Here is a 15,320-nt window from a genome sequence, read left to right as displayed (position 1 = left end):
ACGTTGATGTCGAATTCTTATGACTCCTCAAGTATCAAAGTCCTGAAAGGGCTTGATGCGGTACGCAAACGCCCGGGTATGTACATCGGCGATACGGATGACGGCACCGGTCTGCATCACATGGTATTCGAAGTCGTGGATAACGCAATCGACGAAGCGCTCGCCGGTCACTGTAGTGATATTACCGTTACTATTCATGCAGATAACTCTGTCTCAGTGCAAGATGATGGCCGTGGTATTCCTACCGGCATTCACCCGGAAGAGGGCGTCTCTGCTGCTGAAGTGATCATGACCGTCCTGCACGCAGGCGGTAAATTTGATGATAACTCGTATAAAGTTTCCGGTGGTCTGCACGGCGTTGGCGTTTCTGTCGTAAACGCCCTGTCGCAGAAGCTGGAGCTGACCATTCGCCGTGAAGGCAAAGTGCATCAGCAGGTTTATCAGCACGGCGTGCCGCAGGCACCGCTGGCGGTTTCCGGTGATACCGATGCAACCGGTACCCGCGTGCGTTTCTGGCCGAGCTATGAAACCTTCACCAATGTGATTGAGTTTGAGTACGAAATCCTGGCGAAACGCCTGCGTGAACTGTCGTTCCTGAACTCGGGTGTCTCGATTCGTCTGGAAGACAAACGCGACGGCAAGAACGATCACTTCCACTACGAAGGCGGCATCAAGGCGTTCGTTGAGTATCTCAACAAGAACAAAACCCCGATTCACCCAACGGTGTTCTACTTCTCGACTGAGAAAGATGGCATTGGCGTGGAAGTGGCGCTGCAGTGGAACGATGGTTTCCAGGAAAACATCTACTGCTTCACCAACAACATTCCACAGCGTGACGGCGGTACGCACCTGGCGGGCTTCCGTGCGGCAATGACGCGTACGCTGAATGCCTACATGGATAAAGAGGGCTACAGCAAAAAAGCCAAAGTCAGCGCGACCGGTGACGATGCGCGAGAAGGCCTGATTGCTGTGGTTTCCGTGAAAGTGCCGGATCCGAAATTCTCTTCTCAGACCAAAGATAAGCTGGTCTCTTCAGAGGTGAAATCGGCGGTTGAGCAGCAGATGAACGAACTGCTGGCGGAATACCTGTTGGAAAATCCGTCTGACGCGAAAATCGTGGTCGGCAAAATTATCGATGCAGCGCGTGCGCGTGAAGCTGCCCGTCGTGCTCGTGAAATGACGCGCCGCAAAGGCGCGCTGGACTTGGCCGGTCTGCCGGGCAAACTGGCTGACTGTCAGGAGCGCGATCCGGCGCTGTCTGAAATCTACCTGGTGGAGGGTGACTCTGCAGGCGGATCAGCCAAACAGGGTCGTAACCGTAAGAATCAGGCGATTCTGCCGCTGAAGGGTAAAATCCTGAACGTGGAGAAAGCGCGTTTCGACAAGATGCTGGCTTCGCAGGAAGTAGCCACGCTGATCACCGCGCTGGGCTGTGGTATCGGTCGTGACGAATACAATCCGGACAAACTGCGTTATCACAGCATCATCATCATGACTGATGCGGACGTCGACGGCTCGCACATTCGTACGCTGCTGTTGACCTTCTTCTACCGTCAGATGCCTGAAATCGTCGAACGTGGTCACGTCTATATTGCGCAGCCGCCACTGTACAAAGTGAAGAAAGGCAAGCAAGAACAGTATATTAAAGACGACGAAGCGATGGATCAGTATCAGATTTCCATCGCCCTCGACGGCGCAACGCTGCACACCAACGCCAGCGCACCGGCGTTAGGCGGCCAGCCGCTGGAAACGCTGGTGGCGGATTTCAACGGCACGCAGCGCATGATCAAACGTATGGAGCGCCGTTTCCCTACGGCTCTGCTGCGCGGCCTGATCTACCATCCGACCTTAAGCGACCTCAGCGATGAAGCCGCTGTAAAAGGCTGGATCGACGGTTTAGTGGCGTATCTGACTGAGCGTGAAGCGCACGGCAGCAGCTATCTGGCCCATGTCCGCGCCAACCATGAGCAGAAGTTTGAACCGGTGCTGCGTGTGCGCACGCACGGCGTTGATACCGATTATCCGCTGGATAGCGAATTCATCGATGGACCGGAATACCGCAAAATCTGTGCGCTGGGCGAGCAGCTGCGTGGCCTGATCGAAGAAGATGCCTATATCGAACGTGGCGAACGTCGTCAGCCGGTCACCAGCTTCGAGCAGGCGATTGAGTGGCTGGTGAAAGAGTCGCGTCGCGGTCTGTCAGTACAGCGTTATAAAGGTTTGGGTGAGATGAACCCAGAGCAGCTATGGGAAACCACCATGGATCCCGATAGTCGCCGCATGTTGCGCGTGACCATCAAGGATGCGATTGCTGCCGATCAGCTGTTCACCACCTTGATGGGCGATGCGGTAGAACCGCGCCGCGCCTTCATCGAAGAGAATGCGCTGAAAGCCGCCAACATCGATATCTGATCGACACGGCAACACGTAAAAACCCTTCCCTGGTGGAAGGGTTTTTTGTTTTCCGCCCGGCAAAACGCGCAAAGCCCGCTGAGGTAAAAAATCTGAATGGGGCGCGAAACTGGTCAATGTGAGCTGAATCGCGCTAGCATTGATCAAAACCCTGACTCAATGAGGACGTTATGGCTATAAAACTGGTTGCAATCGATATGGACGGCACGCTGCTCAATCCGCAGCACGAGATCACGCCTGCCGTTAAATCGGCCATTGAACGCGCGCATAAAAAAGGTGTGATGGTGGTGCTCACCACCGGCCGTCCGTTTGTCGGTATTCAGCGCTATCTGATGGAGCTGAATCTGGTTGATGAAGGCCAATATTGCATCAGCTATAACGGTGCGCTGGTGCATCGCGCTAATGATGGCGAGTGCGTCGCGGAAATCACCTTGGGTTTTGACGACTATCTGTATATCGAACAGCTGGCGCGCGATCTTGGCGTCCACTTCCAGGCCTTCGATAAATCTTTCCTCTATACGCCGAACAAAGACATCAGTGAGTTCACCATCCACGAAGCGAGCCTGACCGGCATTCCGGTGCGCTATCGTTCTGTGGAAGAGATGGATCGCGCCACGCGTTTCCCTAAGCTGATGATGATCGATAAGCCCGATCTGCTGGATTCTGCCATTCAGCGCTTGCCGCAGCAGGCGCGTGACAACTACACCATCCTCAAAAGCGCACCTTATTATCTCGAAATCCTCGATGCCCGCGTGAATAAAGGGCAAGGCGTGAAAATGCTGGCTGAGAAGCTCGGCCTGGCGCGTGAAGAGGTGATGGCGATTGGCGATCAGGAAAACGATCTGGCGATGATTGAGTATGCAGGAACCGGCGTAGCAATGGGCAATGCGATTGATTCCGTGAAGAAAATCGCGCAGTTCATTACCAAAACCAACATGGAACACGGCGTAGCGCACGCCATTGAAGAGCTGGTGCTGTAAACCCTCGTTATTCCTCGTCACGCTGTTTTTAGGTCGCCATACATGGCGACACTTCAAATCTCACCAAGCCTTCATAAGGTCGCCATTTATGGCGACCTTATCGCGTTATGACACATGACTTGTCTATTTTGTGATCCACATTGTAGTACAACTTGGATTAATGGTACTACAATCGACAACGCAGGTCAGGGCGGCCGTTAGGCTTCGCCAGGCGAAAGCAGTAATCTGATGCGTACCTGTCTTTCACTGAATGGAACATCATGACGCAAGAACAACTAAGCAAAACAGAGCGCATCATCCTGACGCTGGGTGAAGAGATTGTGGCCGGCAAGTTTGTGCCGGGCGCGGCGTTACCCGCGGAAGCTGAGCTGTGTGAACGCTTTGGCACCTCGCGCAATATCATCCGCGAAGTGTTTCGCTCGCTGATGGCGAAACGCTTGATGGAGATGAAACGCTATCGCGGCGCGTTCGTCACGCCGCGCAATCACTGGAACTATCTGGATAGCGACGTATTGCAGTGGGCGCTGGCGCACGATCAGGACCCGCGTCTGATTGCCGCCATGAACGAAGTGCGTGTGCTGGTCGAGCCGCAGATTGCACGCTGGTCTGCCGAGCGCGCCACCTCAAGCGATCTGGCTGCGATTGAACTGGCGTACAACGACATGGTGGCCAACCATCTCAATCGTGATGCCTTTAATGAAGCGGATATCCGCTATCACGAAGCGGTGCTGAATTCGGTACACAATCCGGTGCTGCAGCAACTCAACGTGGCGATCAGCCAGCTGCAAAAAGCGGTGTTCGCGCAAACCTACATGGCGGACGAAGGCAACATGCCGCGTACGCTTGCCGAACATAAAGCGCTGTTTGATGCCATTCGTCATCAGGATGGCGATGCTGCCGAGCAGGCGGCGAAAGCGATGATTGCCAGCTCAACGGCGCGACTCAAGGAGATTATGTGACCAGCTATATCGCGATTGATTGGGGCTCAACCAACCTGCGCGCCTGGCATTATCAAGCCGGCGTTTGCATCGATGAGCGTCGTTCGGAAGCCGGCGTCACGCGCCTGGGCGATCGCACGCCAGCCGAAGTGTTTGCCAGTGTCACCGCAGGTTGGCCAGTCAATGACGTGCCGGTGGTGATGGCGGGCATGGTAGGCAGCAATGCTGGCTGGCTGTCGGTGCCCTATCTCTCCTGTCCGGTGGCGCTGGGCGACATCGCTAGCCGCCTGACGCGCGTCGAGGATAAAGCGTGGATCGTGCCGGGATTGAGCGTCGAACGTGCCGACAACTACAACGTGATGCGCGGTGAAGAGACGCAGCTGCTTGGCGCGCTGGAACTGCAGCCTGCGCCGCTCTATGTGATGCCAGGCACGCACGCCAAATGGGTGCAGATGGAACAGGATCGCGTGCTGGATTTCCGCACCGTGATGACCGGCGAACTGCATCATCTGCTGCTCAAACAGTCGCTGGTTGGCGCAGGTTTACCCGAACAGCAAGAGAACGCGGCGGCTTTCCGCGCAGGTGTGCAAGTCGGCAGCAACGATGCCTCGATTCTGTCGCGCCTGTTTGAAGTGCGTGCTTCACACGTACTCGGCGCGCGCGATCGCCGCCATATCAGCGACTTTCTTTCAGGCTTGCTGATTGGTCACGAAGTGGCGCTGATGACGCAGCAGGCCGACGCCGCAAGCCAACCGATCACCATTATTGCCGGTAGCGCGCTGGCGCAACGTTATCAGCAGGCGCTGCAGTTTATCGGTATGGATTCAGTCACGCTGGAAGGCGATCGTGCTTTCCAGCACGGAATAAGGAGTATTGCGAATGTCCTGGCAAACTAAAGTCCCGCTGATCGCCATTCTGCGCGGCATCACGCCGGATGAAGCCGAAGCGCACGTTGGTGCGCTGATTGAAGCGGGTTTCGATGCAATTGAAATCCCGCTCAACTCACCGGAGTGGGCGAAAAGCATCGGCGCGATGGTGAAAACCTTCGGTGATAAAGCGCTGATTGGCGCCGGTACGGTGCTGAATCCGGCGCAGGTCGATGAGCTGGCGACGCTGAACAGCAAATTGGTCGTCACGCCGAATACCGATGCTGCGGTGATCCGCCAGGCGGTCGCCAAAGGGATGATCGTTGCCGCCGGTTGCGCTACCGCGACAGAAGCGTTCACCGCATTACAGGCCGGTGCGCAGGCGCTGAAAATTTTCCCATCGTCAGCCTTTGGTCCGGGCTACATCAAAGCGCTGAAAGCGGTGCTGCCGCCAGAGGTGCCGGTGTTTGCCGTGGGCGGTGTGACGCCGGAAAACCTGCATGAATTTATGGCCGCAGGCTGCATTGGCGCGGGCTTAGGCAGCGATCTCTATCGCGCCGGTCAACCGCTGTCACGCACTGTGGAACAAGCTCGCGCATTTATTGCTGCATATAAGGACGCTGTACGATGAAAATTACCAAACTGACCACTTACCGCCTGCCGCCGCGCTGGATGTTCCTGAAAATCGAAACTGACGAAGGCATCGTTGGCTGGGGCGAACCGGTGATTGAAGGCCGCGCGCGCAGCGTAGAAGCGGCGGTGCATGAGCTATCGGAATACCTGATTGGTCAGGATCCAGCGCGCATCAACGACTTATGGCAGGTGATGTATCGCGGCGGCTTCTATCGCGGCGGCCCGATCCTGATGAGCGCCATCGCCGGTATCGATCAGGCGTTGTGGGATATCAAAGGCAAAGCGCTCGGCGTGCCGGTTTATCAACTGCTTGGCGGATTAGTGCGTGACAGCATTAAAGCCTACAGCTGGGTGGGCGGCGATCGTCCAGCCGACGTGATTGATGGCATCAAGAAACTGCGCACCATCGGTTTTGATACCTTCAAACTCAACGGCTGCGAAGAGATGGGCATTATCGATAACGCGCGCAAAGTCGATGACGCGGTGAATACCGTGGCGCAAATTCGTGAAGCCTTCGGTAAAGAGATCGAATTTGGCCTCGATTTCCACGGCCGCGTCAGCGCGCCAATGGCAAAAGTGCTGATCAAAGAGCTGGAGCCGTATCGCCCGCTGTTTATCGAAGAGCCGGTGCTGGCGGAGCAGGCAGAATATTATCCGCGTCTGGCGGCGCAGACTCATATTCCGATCGCCGCTGGCGAACGCATGTTCTCGCGCTTCGAGTTCAAACGCGTGCTGGAAGCGGGTGGACTGGCGATTCTGCAACCGGATCTGTCACACGCGGGCGGTATCACCGAGTGCTACAAAATTGCCGCGATGGCCGAATCTTACGATGTGGCGCTGGCGCCTCACTGTCCGCTCGGCCCAATTGCGCTGGCTGCGTGCCTGCACGTTGACTTCGTGTCACGCAATGCGGTGTTCCAGGAGCAAAGCATGGGGATTCACTATAATCAGGGCGCCGAACTGCTCGATTACGTGATCAATAAAGACGATTTTAAAATGGATGATGGTCATTTCTATCCGTTAAATAAACCGGGCCTTGGCGTGGAAATTAACGAAGAGCTGGTGATCGAGCGCAGTAAAAATGCCCCCGACTGGCGTAATCCACTATGGCGATTCCCGGACGGTTCAGTCGCTGAATGGTAAATACCCGTCATAATTCAAGCTGCAGATGCGTTGGCTGCGCTCATTCTTCCAGTCACTTACTAGTGTAAGCTCCGGGGGATTCATTCGCTTGCCGCCTTTCTGCAACTCGAATTCTTTAGGGTATTAAATTTTATTAAATCTCGATAATTATATGCCGGTGAAATAAGGCATAGGGCTGCGCTCAGCCTGTTTCCCGGCACAGCTTATTTACCGCTGAAGCGGTTTTACCTTTGATATCGCTACCCTATATTTGCCGGGGCGTGCTCTGTCGTGCCCAAACGGCAAAACCGATTACGGAGAAACACCATGGATCTCTCTGCTGTTCACGCCAAACCGACGCGCCGTCGTTATATCACGCTGCTGATGATATTTATTACGGTGGTCATTTGTTATGTCGATCGCGCTAATTTAGCCGTCGCTTCCGCGCATATTCAGGAAGAGTTCGGTATTACTAAAGCGCAAATGGGTTATGTATTTTCGGCCTTTGCCTGGTTATATACGTTATGCCAGATTCCCGGCGGCTGGTTCCTCGATCGCGTGGGTTCACGCTTAACCTATTTTATTGCCATCTTTGGCTGGTCGGTTGCGACGTTATTGCAGGGTTTTGCCACCGGCTTATTATCATTAATTGGTCTGCGTGCGATTACCGGCATATTTGAAGCGCCGGCTTTCCCGACCAATAACCGGCTGGTGACCAGCTGGTTCCCGGAGCAGGAGCGCGCTTCCGCCGTCGGCTTCTACACGTCCGGTCAGTTTGTTGGTCTGGCGTTCCTCACGCCCTTGCTGATCTGGATTCAGGAACTGCTGAGCTGGCATTGGGTCTTCATTATTACCGGCGGCATCGGCATCATCTGGTCGTTCATCTGGATTAAGTTCTATCAGGCACCCAGCCAAAGCAAAGGCATCAATAAAGCCGAGCTGGATTACATCCGTGATGGTGGCGCGATGGTGGATGGCGATGCGCCGAGCGAAAAGAAAGCCCGCACCAAACTTACCGCCGCCGACTGGAAACTGGTGTTCCACCGCAAGCTGTGCGGCGTCTATCTTGGCCAGTTCGCCGTCACATCCACGCTGTGGTTCTTCCTCACCTGGTTCCCGAACTATCTGACGCAGGAAAAACACATCGCGGCGCTCACCGCGGGCTTCATGACCACAGTGCCCTTCCTCGCGGCATTCGTTGGCGTGATTCTCTCGGGTATCGTCGCCGATCGTCTGGTGCGCAGTGGCCGTTCGCTGGGCTTTGCGCGCAAAACGCCGATCATCTGCGGTCTACTGATCTCCACCTGCATCATGGGCGCGAACTACACCAACGATCCGATATGGATTATGACGCTGATGGCGATCGCCTTCTTCGGCAATGGCTTCGCCTCAATTACCTGGTCGCTGGTCTCCTCGCTGGCACCGGTGCGCCTGATTGGTTTGACCGGCGGCATGTTCAACTTTGTTGGCGGCCTGGGCGGCATCACCGTGCCGCTGGTGGTGGGTTATCTGGCGCAGGATTACGGCTTTGCACCGGCGCTGGTGTATATCTCGGCGGTAGCGCTGATCGGCGCGCTGTCCTACATCCTGCTGGTCGGAGATGTAAAACGCGTAGGTTAACCCGCTCGCGACCAGGTGCGCATAAATGCGCACCCTACAAAACCGTGTCGTAGGGTCGCCATTTATGGCGACCTTGCTGATAACCGCAACAGTGTTTATTCGCATCGCCCCCCCAAATCACGTAATTTATCCGGCAACTGTTAGATGGAAGGTTGCCTAATGTCAGAAAAACAAATCACCTTTGCCGCGCGTCATCATCAACTCACCAACATCAACGTCTGGACCGGCGACAGCCAGTGGCTGGCATTTGATGTGCGACCTTCCGGCGCCTCTTTTACCAGCCTGACTATCGAGCGCGTCAACGTGGCGAGCGGTGCCGTTGAAGTGCTGTATCAGGCGCGCGATGGCGCACACGTTGGCGTCGTCACCGTCAGTCCGAATCTGCCGCCGCGTTACGTTTGCATTCATGGTCCGGAACATCCGGATGCGCACTGGCGCTACGATTTTCATCACCGACGCGGCGTGATCGTGCAGCATGGCATCGCTGAGAACCTCGACGCCTGCGACATCACCGCGCCTTACACGCCCGGCGCGCTGCGCGGTGGCTCGCATGTCCACGTCTTCAGCCCGGATGGTTCGCGCCTGAGTTTTACCTACAACGATCATGTGATGCATGAAAAGGATGCCGGCGAAGACCTGCGTAACGTCGGCATAGCCGTGCCGCTGCATCCGGTGTGTCCGCCTAAACAGCATCCGCGTGAATATGAGGGCAGCCATTATTGCGTGCTGGTCAGCCAGACGCAGCGCGATCCTCAGCCGGGCAGCGACCAGATTGATCGTGCCTATGAAGAGTGCTGGATCGGGAATCAAGGCTATCAGAAAACGGATGGCAGCTGGCAGCGCTGGGCCATCGCCTTTATCGGCGATACGCGCGCCGCCAACGGCGACAAAGTGCCAGAAGTGTTTGTGGTGGATCTGCCCGCCGCGTTAGCCGATTACGCCAAAGCGGGTGCTTCGCCCTTACAGGGCACGGCGGATAAATTGCCTGCGCCGCCAGCTGGCGTGCAGCAGCGACGCATCACGCACACCCATGGCCTGGCACTGCAACCGCGCCACTGGCTGCGCGCCTCCGCGGATGGCAGCGCCATCGCCTTTTTGCTGGCGGACGAACATGGCGTGATTCAGCTGTGGACGGTTTCACCGAATGGCGGCCAGCCACGCCAGGTGACGCAGCTGGCGAGCAGCATTCAGTCGGCCTTTAGCTGGCATCCACAAGGCGGCGCGATATGCTTTATCTGTGATAACAGTGTGATGCGCTGTGAAATGGCGACGGGAGCCTGTACGCGCTTAACGCCACGCAGCGATCATGCGCCATCCGGTGATGCAGTAGTCTGGTCGCCGGATGGAGAAAAGATCGCTTATATGCGGGAAGTGGACGGCTGGCGGCAGCTGTTTTGCGTCAGTGCGGCTGCGCGGGCATAGACGCGGCGGTCGCCAGGCTGGCTTGCGTGCCGGCCATTTTTTCGCTCTGCATCACGCGCTCGTGAATCGAATCCTTACTTTTATCGTCGTCAGAACGGAAGTAATCCCACGGCAGCAGCACGGTGTCCATCACCGCTGAGAACGGGAGATCGATCAGCGCCAGCGGCTTGATCGCCCAGCTGGTGTTATCGTCAGTGATCATCTCTGCGCTGGCGCGCGTGCCGGGATAGTAGCCCTGACTGGCGCCAGTGTGAGACATAACGCTGGAGCAACCTGAAGTAACAAAGGTACTGCAAACCAGCACAGCTGTGAGTGGAAAGCGTTTCATCATATTCATCATCATCATCCCTTCAGTCATGGCATGGCCCTGGCTGGAGTGTGTCACCTGACGTTAAGCAAAGCTCTGTGGCTGCGTCTTGGATCTCAGGCGATTGGTCCCCTGAGTGTATGTCATATCGCCAGATTTGCTGTAAAAAAATACGCATCAGCCCTTGAAAGCGACCAGGCTGCACCCACTTTTAAGGAACGGTCTTGTTGCTGTTGCCGGAAGGGACAGCAACGGATTGCACAACCTGTCCATGGTGGAAGGTTGCCTAAACTTGCTGAATATCAGGAGTCTTATTATGCGTAACTTTGATCTCACCCCACTTTATCGTTCTGCCATTGGTTTCGATCGCCTGTTTAACCTGCTTGAGTCCAACCAAAACCAGGCCAATGGTGGCTACCCTCCGTATAACGTTGAGCTGGTGGATGAGAATTTCTACCGTATCACCATTGCCGTGGCGGGCTTTGCCCAGAGCGAGTTAGATATCACCTCGCATGACAACGTGCTGGTGGTGCGTGGCGCACATCCTGAAGAGCAGCCGGAGCGTAAATACCTGTACCAGGGTATCGCCGAGCGCAACTTCGAGCGCAAATTCCAGCTGGCCGATCACATCACGGTGCGCGATGCGCGTCTGGAAAATGGTCTGCTGAGCATCGATCTGATTCGCATCGTCCCGGAAGAGGCGAAACCGCGTCGTATCGAAATTCTGTAATCAGGATGTGAGTTAAAAAAAACGCCGCTGAAAAGCGGCGTTTTTGTTTAGGTGCGCACTAATAATCGCTGACTCACCATGCCGCCAAACACATTCACCAGCAGGCCGAGGATGATCACTGAAACGCCGATCATCTGCTGAATCGACAAGGTTTCACCGAGAATCAGCGCCGCACTGAGAATCCCCACCACCGGCACCAGCAGCGACAGCGGTGCCACGCGCCAGGTTTCATAGCGGCTCAGCAAATTACCCCATATCGCGTAGCCGACAATGGTGGCGATAAAGGCGAGATAGATCAGCGCCAACACCGTTTGCAGTGAAATGTGCAGCAGGCTGGTGATAATCGCCGCTTCGCCATCGAACAGCCATGAGCAGGCAAAGAACGGCACGATCGGCACCAGCGCACTCCACACCACCAGCGACATCACCGGCACTTTGCGGTTACGCAAAATGATTTTGTTGGTGATATTGCCGAGGCCCCACGATAGCGCCGCAGCCAGCGTCAGCATCATGGTAGTGAGCGTAATGCCCGCTGTGGTTTGGCCTGCCATGCCTGCGGTTGCCAGCATAAACATGCCGAGTGTCGCCACTAAAATGCCGACGATATGATTCCAGCGTAACTTCTCCGCCAGGAACAGCGCCCCCAACAGCAGCGTGAAGAAGGCCTGCGCCTGTAACACCAGCGACGCCAATCCTGCCGGCATGCCCAGCTTGATGGCGAGGAACAGAAAGGCGAACTGGCCAAAGCTGATGGTCATGCCGTAAACGATCAGCCAGCGCAGCGGAATCGCCGGACGCTTCACAAACAAGATTGCCGGAAACGCCACCAGGCTAAACCGCAATCCCGCCAGTAAAAAAGGCGGCATATCCTGCAGGCCCAGCTTAATCACCACAAAATTCACGCCCCACGCCACCACAACCAGCAGGGCTAACATCATATCTTTCACTGACATACACAGTCCTTACTGCCGCGATCAGGCGGTTGCCGTCACCGGTGTTGCGATCTCGGCACAACATTCATCACCGACAACCTTAAAGAAGTCATCCACCTGTAAAGCCACGGAGCGATCCAGTGCCCCGGCGTTAAACCACAGCGTGCCAACGTCGCGCAGGCGCACATCGACGCGCAGCGCCAGCCGATCATCAAAACTAAACGGCGGCACCGCGCCCATCACGCACTGGGTTAACTCCTGCGCTTTCTCTGGCGCCGCAAAGCTCGACTTCTTGCCGCCAATGGCGCGTGCGGCGCTTTTGAAGTTGATCTTGCAGTCGCCCGGCACAATCGCCAGCAGATAGCGCGCATCCGCGCCATCCGGCATCGTCACTTCCAGCACCATCGCTTTGGCCGCCTGATTGAGATCGTTACCGCGAATCTCGCTAATCAGGTCGGTCTGACCGATGGCTTCATGCTGCACCACGCGATAACGCGCCTGATGATGATCAAGCAGGGCCGCTACTTTTTCATAGGTATTCATGTTCGTCTCCTCGTCGAAAACCTGGCGTTAACTCCAGGCGATGGCGTGTTTCATTTTTTTGTCGGTCAGGCCAAAAAAGAAGCCCATGGTGATGCGCGTGTCGCCTTCCACGCGATCAATTTCGTGATAAAACGCCGGGTTAAACAGATAGATATCGCCACTGCGCGGTGAGAACTCGCACACCTCGCTATGCTCGATGACGCCGGTTTGATAACCCAGTTCGCCCGGCGTTTTGTACCATTCATCCACCGGCTGCCACTTCTTATTGAAGATGCGCAGCGCGCCGCCGGCGTTGCACTCCTGCAAACAAACCACGCAACTCAGCTGGTGCAAGATGCGGGTCACCGCCAATCCGCTGCCGGCGGCATCGCGTACGATGTTGTCGTTATGCAGGGGATTGGCGACGCCGTCAGCGTGGAAGCGCACAATCGAACCGGCGTAATCGCCCAGCTCGGGCTCATTAGCGGTTTGCAGGCTTTCCAGGCGCAGCGCGTGCTGCACCCAGTTGTAGATCTGATCGCGTAGGCAGTGCAGCGACGGCGGCAGCGCGGGCTGAATATCGCGCAGCTCGGTGAAGTAGTTTTCCGGCGCGGCGGTGTGCTTCGCCAGATAAGGGCCGAGCGTGGTCAGCGCGCCGTTTGGATAGTGCGATACCCGCACCTGTTCGCGGCACTGCTGCAAATCCTCCACCACCGCTGCGCGCACGTCCGGCTTGAGGAAGTTACGTAACACCAGCAGCGGCACGCGCGCCGTCACGATGTCATCCAGCCAGGTGCTCTCCACAAACATGTTTGGATGAATAACGCGGATCTGATTGAAAATCGCCATGTTGATCACTCCCCAATTGGAAATTCATGAAGTTCATGGTTGTTCATACGACGCCATTCAGACGCCGTGCCCAGTGCTGAAATAGGTTCAGAAGAGATGAAAGTGGTGTCGTTTTTCTGTAAGCGGTGCAGCGTGAAATAGTTGGGATAGGGCGTGTCGTCGGGATGCCATTGCCACGCCCAGGCTTTATCGCGGGTGACAAAAATGGCGTTGGCTGAACTGCCGCCCGGCGCGACCTGCGCCATCTTGTCGCGCAGATAATCGCGGGTGAAATCGGCGGGCGTGGCGCGATCCACCATATATTCGAGATACTCCGCGGAATCGAAACGCGACTCCGCCATGCCCAATTGCTGATAAACGGTGGGCAAAAAACCGTTATGCATCATGTACCACTGCGTGTCGCCGCTGGTGCGCCACAGCGGATGGGAAAATTCGATACCGTGATTTTTGCTCAGCGTGGCGTGGCGCACATGTACCGCCAGAAAGCGGCCGCGCAGGCGATCAACATCAATGGTCGGCAGCGCATCGGCGAACGTGCCGGTGCCGTGCAGCGTGCGAATGTGCCCTTGCTCCAGCCATAAACAGCCCCAACCGTTGGGATGCTGTTTAATCGGACCTTCGTGCGTGGCGGTTTCGCCGCAGCTCATGGCACGCGCGGCGTCCAGCACTGCGGCGGCATCAAATTGGCCGTGCGCCACAATCATTCTGCACATAGTAAATCTCTCCGAATGGTGAGCGATGAGGCCTCAAGGATCTGATGGAACACCGCCAGAATGTCGTCGCGGCTGGTGGCTGCGAGACGCAAGGTGGCGAGAATGCCGGCGTGGCGGGTTAAATCGGCATACAGCGAAGAGCGTGGCGAAACTGCCAGCGCGGGCAGATTGAGCGGCGGCAACAGCTGACCGCGCTGATGCTGTGCGATCCAGCGCTCAGCCGCGTCATACTGCAGGCGCTGACGCAAACGCACGCGGCCCACCGCCTGCGGCTGCGCCGGAAAATGCAGCGGCGGCATGCCGTGACCGGCTTCGATGTGGAACGCCACTTCCGCCCAGTTGATGCCGGTGACTTCCTGCACCAGATTCACCACGCCCATGCCGGAAAGGCGGAAGCCCATTTCAAGGAAATGCGGTTCGCCGTTGACCAAAATGAAGTCGATGTGAAATGCGCCCTGACGATAGCCGAAGGTTTCGCAGCAGAAGCTCATCAGGCTGCTAAAGCTGGCGGGCAGTTGCTGCGCGGCGACCGCCACATGGCCGGATTCGTAAAAACTAACGCAGCCCTCGGCATCGCTATGGTGTTCGATCACCTTTTGGCAGCAGGTCAGCGCCACCGCATGGCCGTTCGCCACCACGCCTTGCAGCGAATACTCATCGCCCGCCAGCCTGCTCTCCACGATAAAACCGCTGAAGCCGCGCCCGCCGTAATTCATGGTGTCGACCAGCTTGCCGATCACCGCATCAAGCTGGCTGGCCTGTTTCACCAGCCAGACGCCAAGACCGCCGCCGCCGTCAACCGGCTTGATCACGCAGGGATAGAGCAACGCGTCTCGCGCATCCCGAATGCTGAGCGGCGAGGCAAAAAAGCGAAACTCCGGCTGCGGAAAGTGCTGCCAGGCTTTGCGCAACGCCATACGCTGCGCGTACTTATCCGGCGGAATAAAGCTGGCACCGGCGTCGGGCCCCGCCAGCAGTTCGCGTACGCGACCGGCGCTGGCGTTGTAAGCTTCAAAGCCCGCCAGCACCACGTGAGGATGCTCCATCAACCCGGCATGCAAACAGGCTTGCAGTACATCCCACGGATTTTCCGGGCGATCGAGCCGCACAATCAGATCGAACGGCAACGGGATGCTCAGCGATTGGTAATCGACGAAATCGCCCATCTCCGCCAGCACGGTAAAATAGCCGTCGCGTTTGGCCACTGCGCAGTAAGGATTTTGTCCGTCGCGGGTGGCGCCAATCTGCAGGAAAATCTTTCTCATCGCGTTGCC

Annotated in this window: 15 protein-coding genes; 9 read left to right on the top strand and 6 right to left on the bottom strand. The window is 56.6% G+C overall.

Features of this window, described 5'->3' with window-relative positions; translation table 11 throughout:
• Window positions 1-6: 6 nt before the first annotated feature.
• The 8 genes from gyrB to K5Y30_RS20850 all read left to right on the top strand — a co-directional run bounded on the left by gyrB (window position 7) and on the right by K5Y30_RS20850 (window position 9,993).
• Window positions 7-2,412 (top strand): DNA topoisomerase (ATP-hydrolyzing) subunit B, encoded by a 2,406-nt coding sequence (gyrB, locus tag K5Y30_RS20885; RefSeq protein WP_101763895.1) that lies wholly within the window; start codon window positions 7-9, stop codon window positions 2,410-2,412.
• A 170-nt stretch (window positions 2,413-2,582) separates the two neighbouring features.
• A complete protein-coding gene (gene yidA / locus K5Y30_RS20880) occupies window positions 2,583-3,392 on the top strand; it encodes a sugar-phosphatase (RefSeq protein ID WP_110868242.1) in 810 nt (269 codons plus the stop codon).
• 260 nt (window positions 3,393-3,652) lie between these two features.
• Window positions 3,653-4,351, top strand: a complete 699-nt coding sequence (locus tag K5Y30_RS20875; protein WP_101763893.1) for a FadR/GntR family transcriptional regulator — start codon at window positions 3,653-3,655, stop codon at window positions 4,349-4,351.
• Window positions 4,348-5,226 (top strand): 2-dehydro-3-deoxygalactonokinase, encoded by an 879-nt coding sequence (locus K5Y30_RS20870; RefSeq protein WP_222213222.1) that lies wholly within the window; start codon window positions 4,348-4,350, stop codon window positions 5,224-5,226. Before K5Y30_RS20875 ends, K5Y30_RS20870 begins: the two co-directional genes overlap by 4 nt.
• Window positions 5,210-5,827 carry a 2-dehydro-3-deoxy-6-phosphogalactonate aldolase gene (locus K5Y30_RS20865; RefSeq protein ID WP_061719996.1) on the top strand — a complete coding sequence of 206 codons (618 nt, stop codon included), beginning with the start codon at window positions 5,210-5,212 and terminating at the stop codon, window positions 5,825-5,827. Before K5Y30_RS20870 ends, K5Y30_RS20865 begins: the two co-directional genes overlap by 17 nt.
• Window positions 5,824-6,972, top strand: a complete 1,149-nt coding sequence (dgoD, locus tag K5Y30_RS20860; protein WP_007893527.1) for a galactonate dehydratase — start codon at window positions 5,824-5,826, stop codon at window positions 6,970-6,972. The genes K5Y30_RS20865 and dgoD overlap by 4 nt, the downstream gene beginning before the upstream one ends.
• A gap of 306 nt (window positions 6,973-7,278) precedes the next feature.
• Entirely contained in the window at window positions 7,279-8,571 is a 1,293-nt protein-coding gene (locus K5Y30_RS20855) for an MFS transporter (RefSeq protein ID WP_222185629.1), read from the top strand.
• 159 nt (window positions 8,572-8,730) lie between these two features.
• Window positions 8,731-9,993, top strand: a complete 1,263-nt coding sequence (locus tag K5Y30_RS20850; RefSeq protein ID WP_222213221.1) for a DUF3748 domain-containing protein — start codon at window positions 8,731-8,733, stop codon at window positions 9,991-9,993.
• Here the strand turns inward: K5Y30_RS20850 and K5Y30_RS20845 are convergent.
• On the bottom strand, window positions 9,971-10,330 hold the full coding sequence (locus K5Y30_RS20845) for a YceK/YidQ family lipoprotein (protein ID WP_304622225.1): 360 nt from the start codon (window positions 10,328-10,330) through the stop codon (window positions 9,971-9,973). The two genes, K5Y30_RS20850 and K5Y30_RS20845, sit on opposite strands and share 23 nt — an antisense overlap.
• Window positions 10,331-10,616: 286 nt before the next feature.
• On the opposite strand from K5Y30_RS20845, the gene ibpA reads away from it, so the two are divergent.
• The gene (ibpA, locus tag K5Y30_RS20840; RefSeq protein WP_101763888.1) at window positions 10,617-11,030 is read left to right on the top strand and encodes a small heat shock chaperone IbpA; all 414 of its coding nucleotides are present in this window, start codon (window positions 10,617-10,619) and stop codon (window positions 11,028-11,030) included.
• 47 nt (window positions 11,031-11,077) lie between these two features.
• Here the strand turns inward: ibpA and K5Y30_RS20835 are convergent, their stop codons facing one another.
• Genes K5Y30_RS20835 through K5Y30_RS20815 form a run of 5 tightly spaced genes read right to left on the bottom strand, consistent with a single transcriptional unit; the run spans window position 11,078 to window position 15,311 of the window.
• Window positions 11,078-11,983, bottom strand: coding sequence for an EamA family transporter (locus K5Y30_RS20835; protein WP_222213220.1), 906 nt, complete (start codon window positions 11,981-11,983; stop codon window positions 11,078-11,080).
• Between the two features lie 21 nt (window positions 11,984-12,004).
• Window positions 12,005-12,505, bottom strand: coding sequence for a YbaK/EbsC family protein (locus K5Y30_RS20830; protein WP_222213219.1), 501 nt, complete (start codon window positions 12,503-12,505; stop codon window positions 12,005-12,007).
• A 27-nt stretch (window positions 12,506-12,532) separates the two neighbouring features.
• Window positions 12,533-13,333 (bottom strand): hypothetical protein, encoded by an 801-nt coding sequence (locus K5Y30_RS20825; protein WP_222213218.1) that lies wholly within the window; start codon window positions 13,331-13,333, stop codon window positions 12,533-12,535.
• A 5-nt stretch (window positions 13,334-13,338) separates the two neighbouring features.
• Window positions 13,339-14,046 carry a class II glutamine amidotransferase gene (locus K5Y30_RS20820; protein WP_110868247.1) on the bottom strand — a complete coding sequence of 236 codons (708 nt, stop codon included), beginning with the start codon at window positions 14,044-14,046 and terminating at the stop codon, window positions 13,339-13,341.
• Window positions 14,034-15,311 (bottom strand): acetyl-CoA carboxylase biotin carboxylase subunit family protein, encoded by a 1,278-nt coding sequence (locus tag K5Y30_RS20815; RefSeq protein WP_222213216.1) that lies wholly within the window; start codon window positions 15,309-15,311, stop codon window positions 14,034-14,036. Before K5Y30_RS20815 ends, K5Y30_RS20820 begins: the two co-directional genes overlap by 13 nt.
• Window positions 15,312-15,320 lie beyond the last annotated feature (9 nt).

The sequence above is a fragment of the Pantoea sp. DY-5 genome (assembly GCF_019795955.1).
Lineage (GTDB): Bacteria > Pseudomonadota > Gammaproteobacteria > Enterobacterales > Enterobacteriaceae > Pantoea > Pantoea leporis.
Note: the sequence above shows the minus strand (reverse complement) of the source record. Positions and strands in the feature narration are given on the sequence as shown.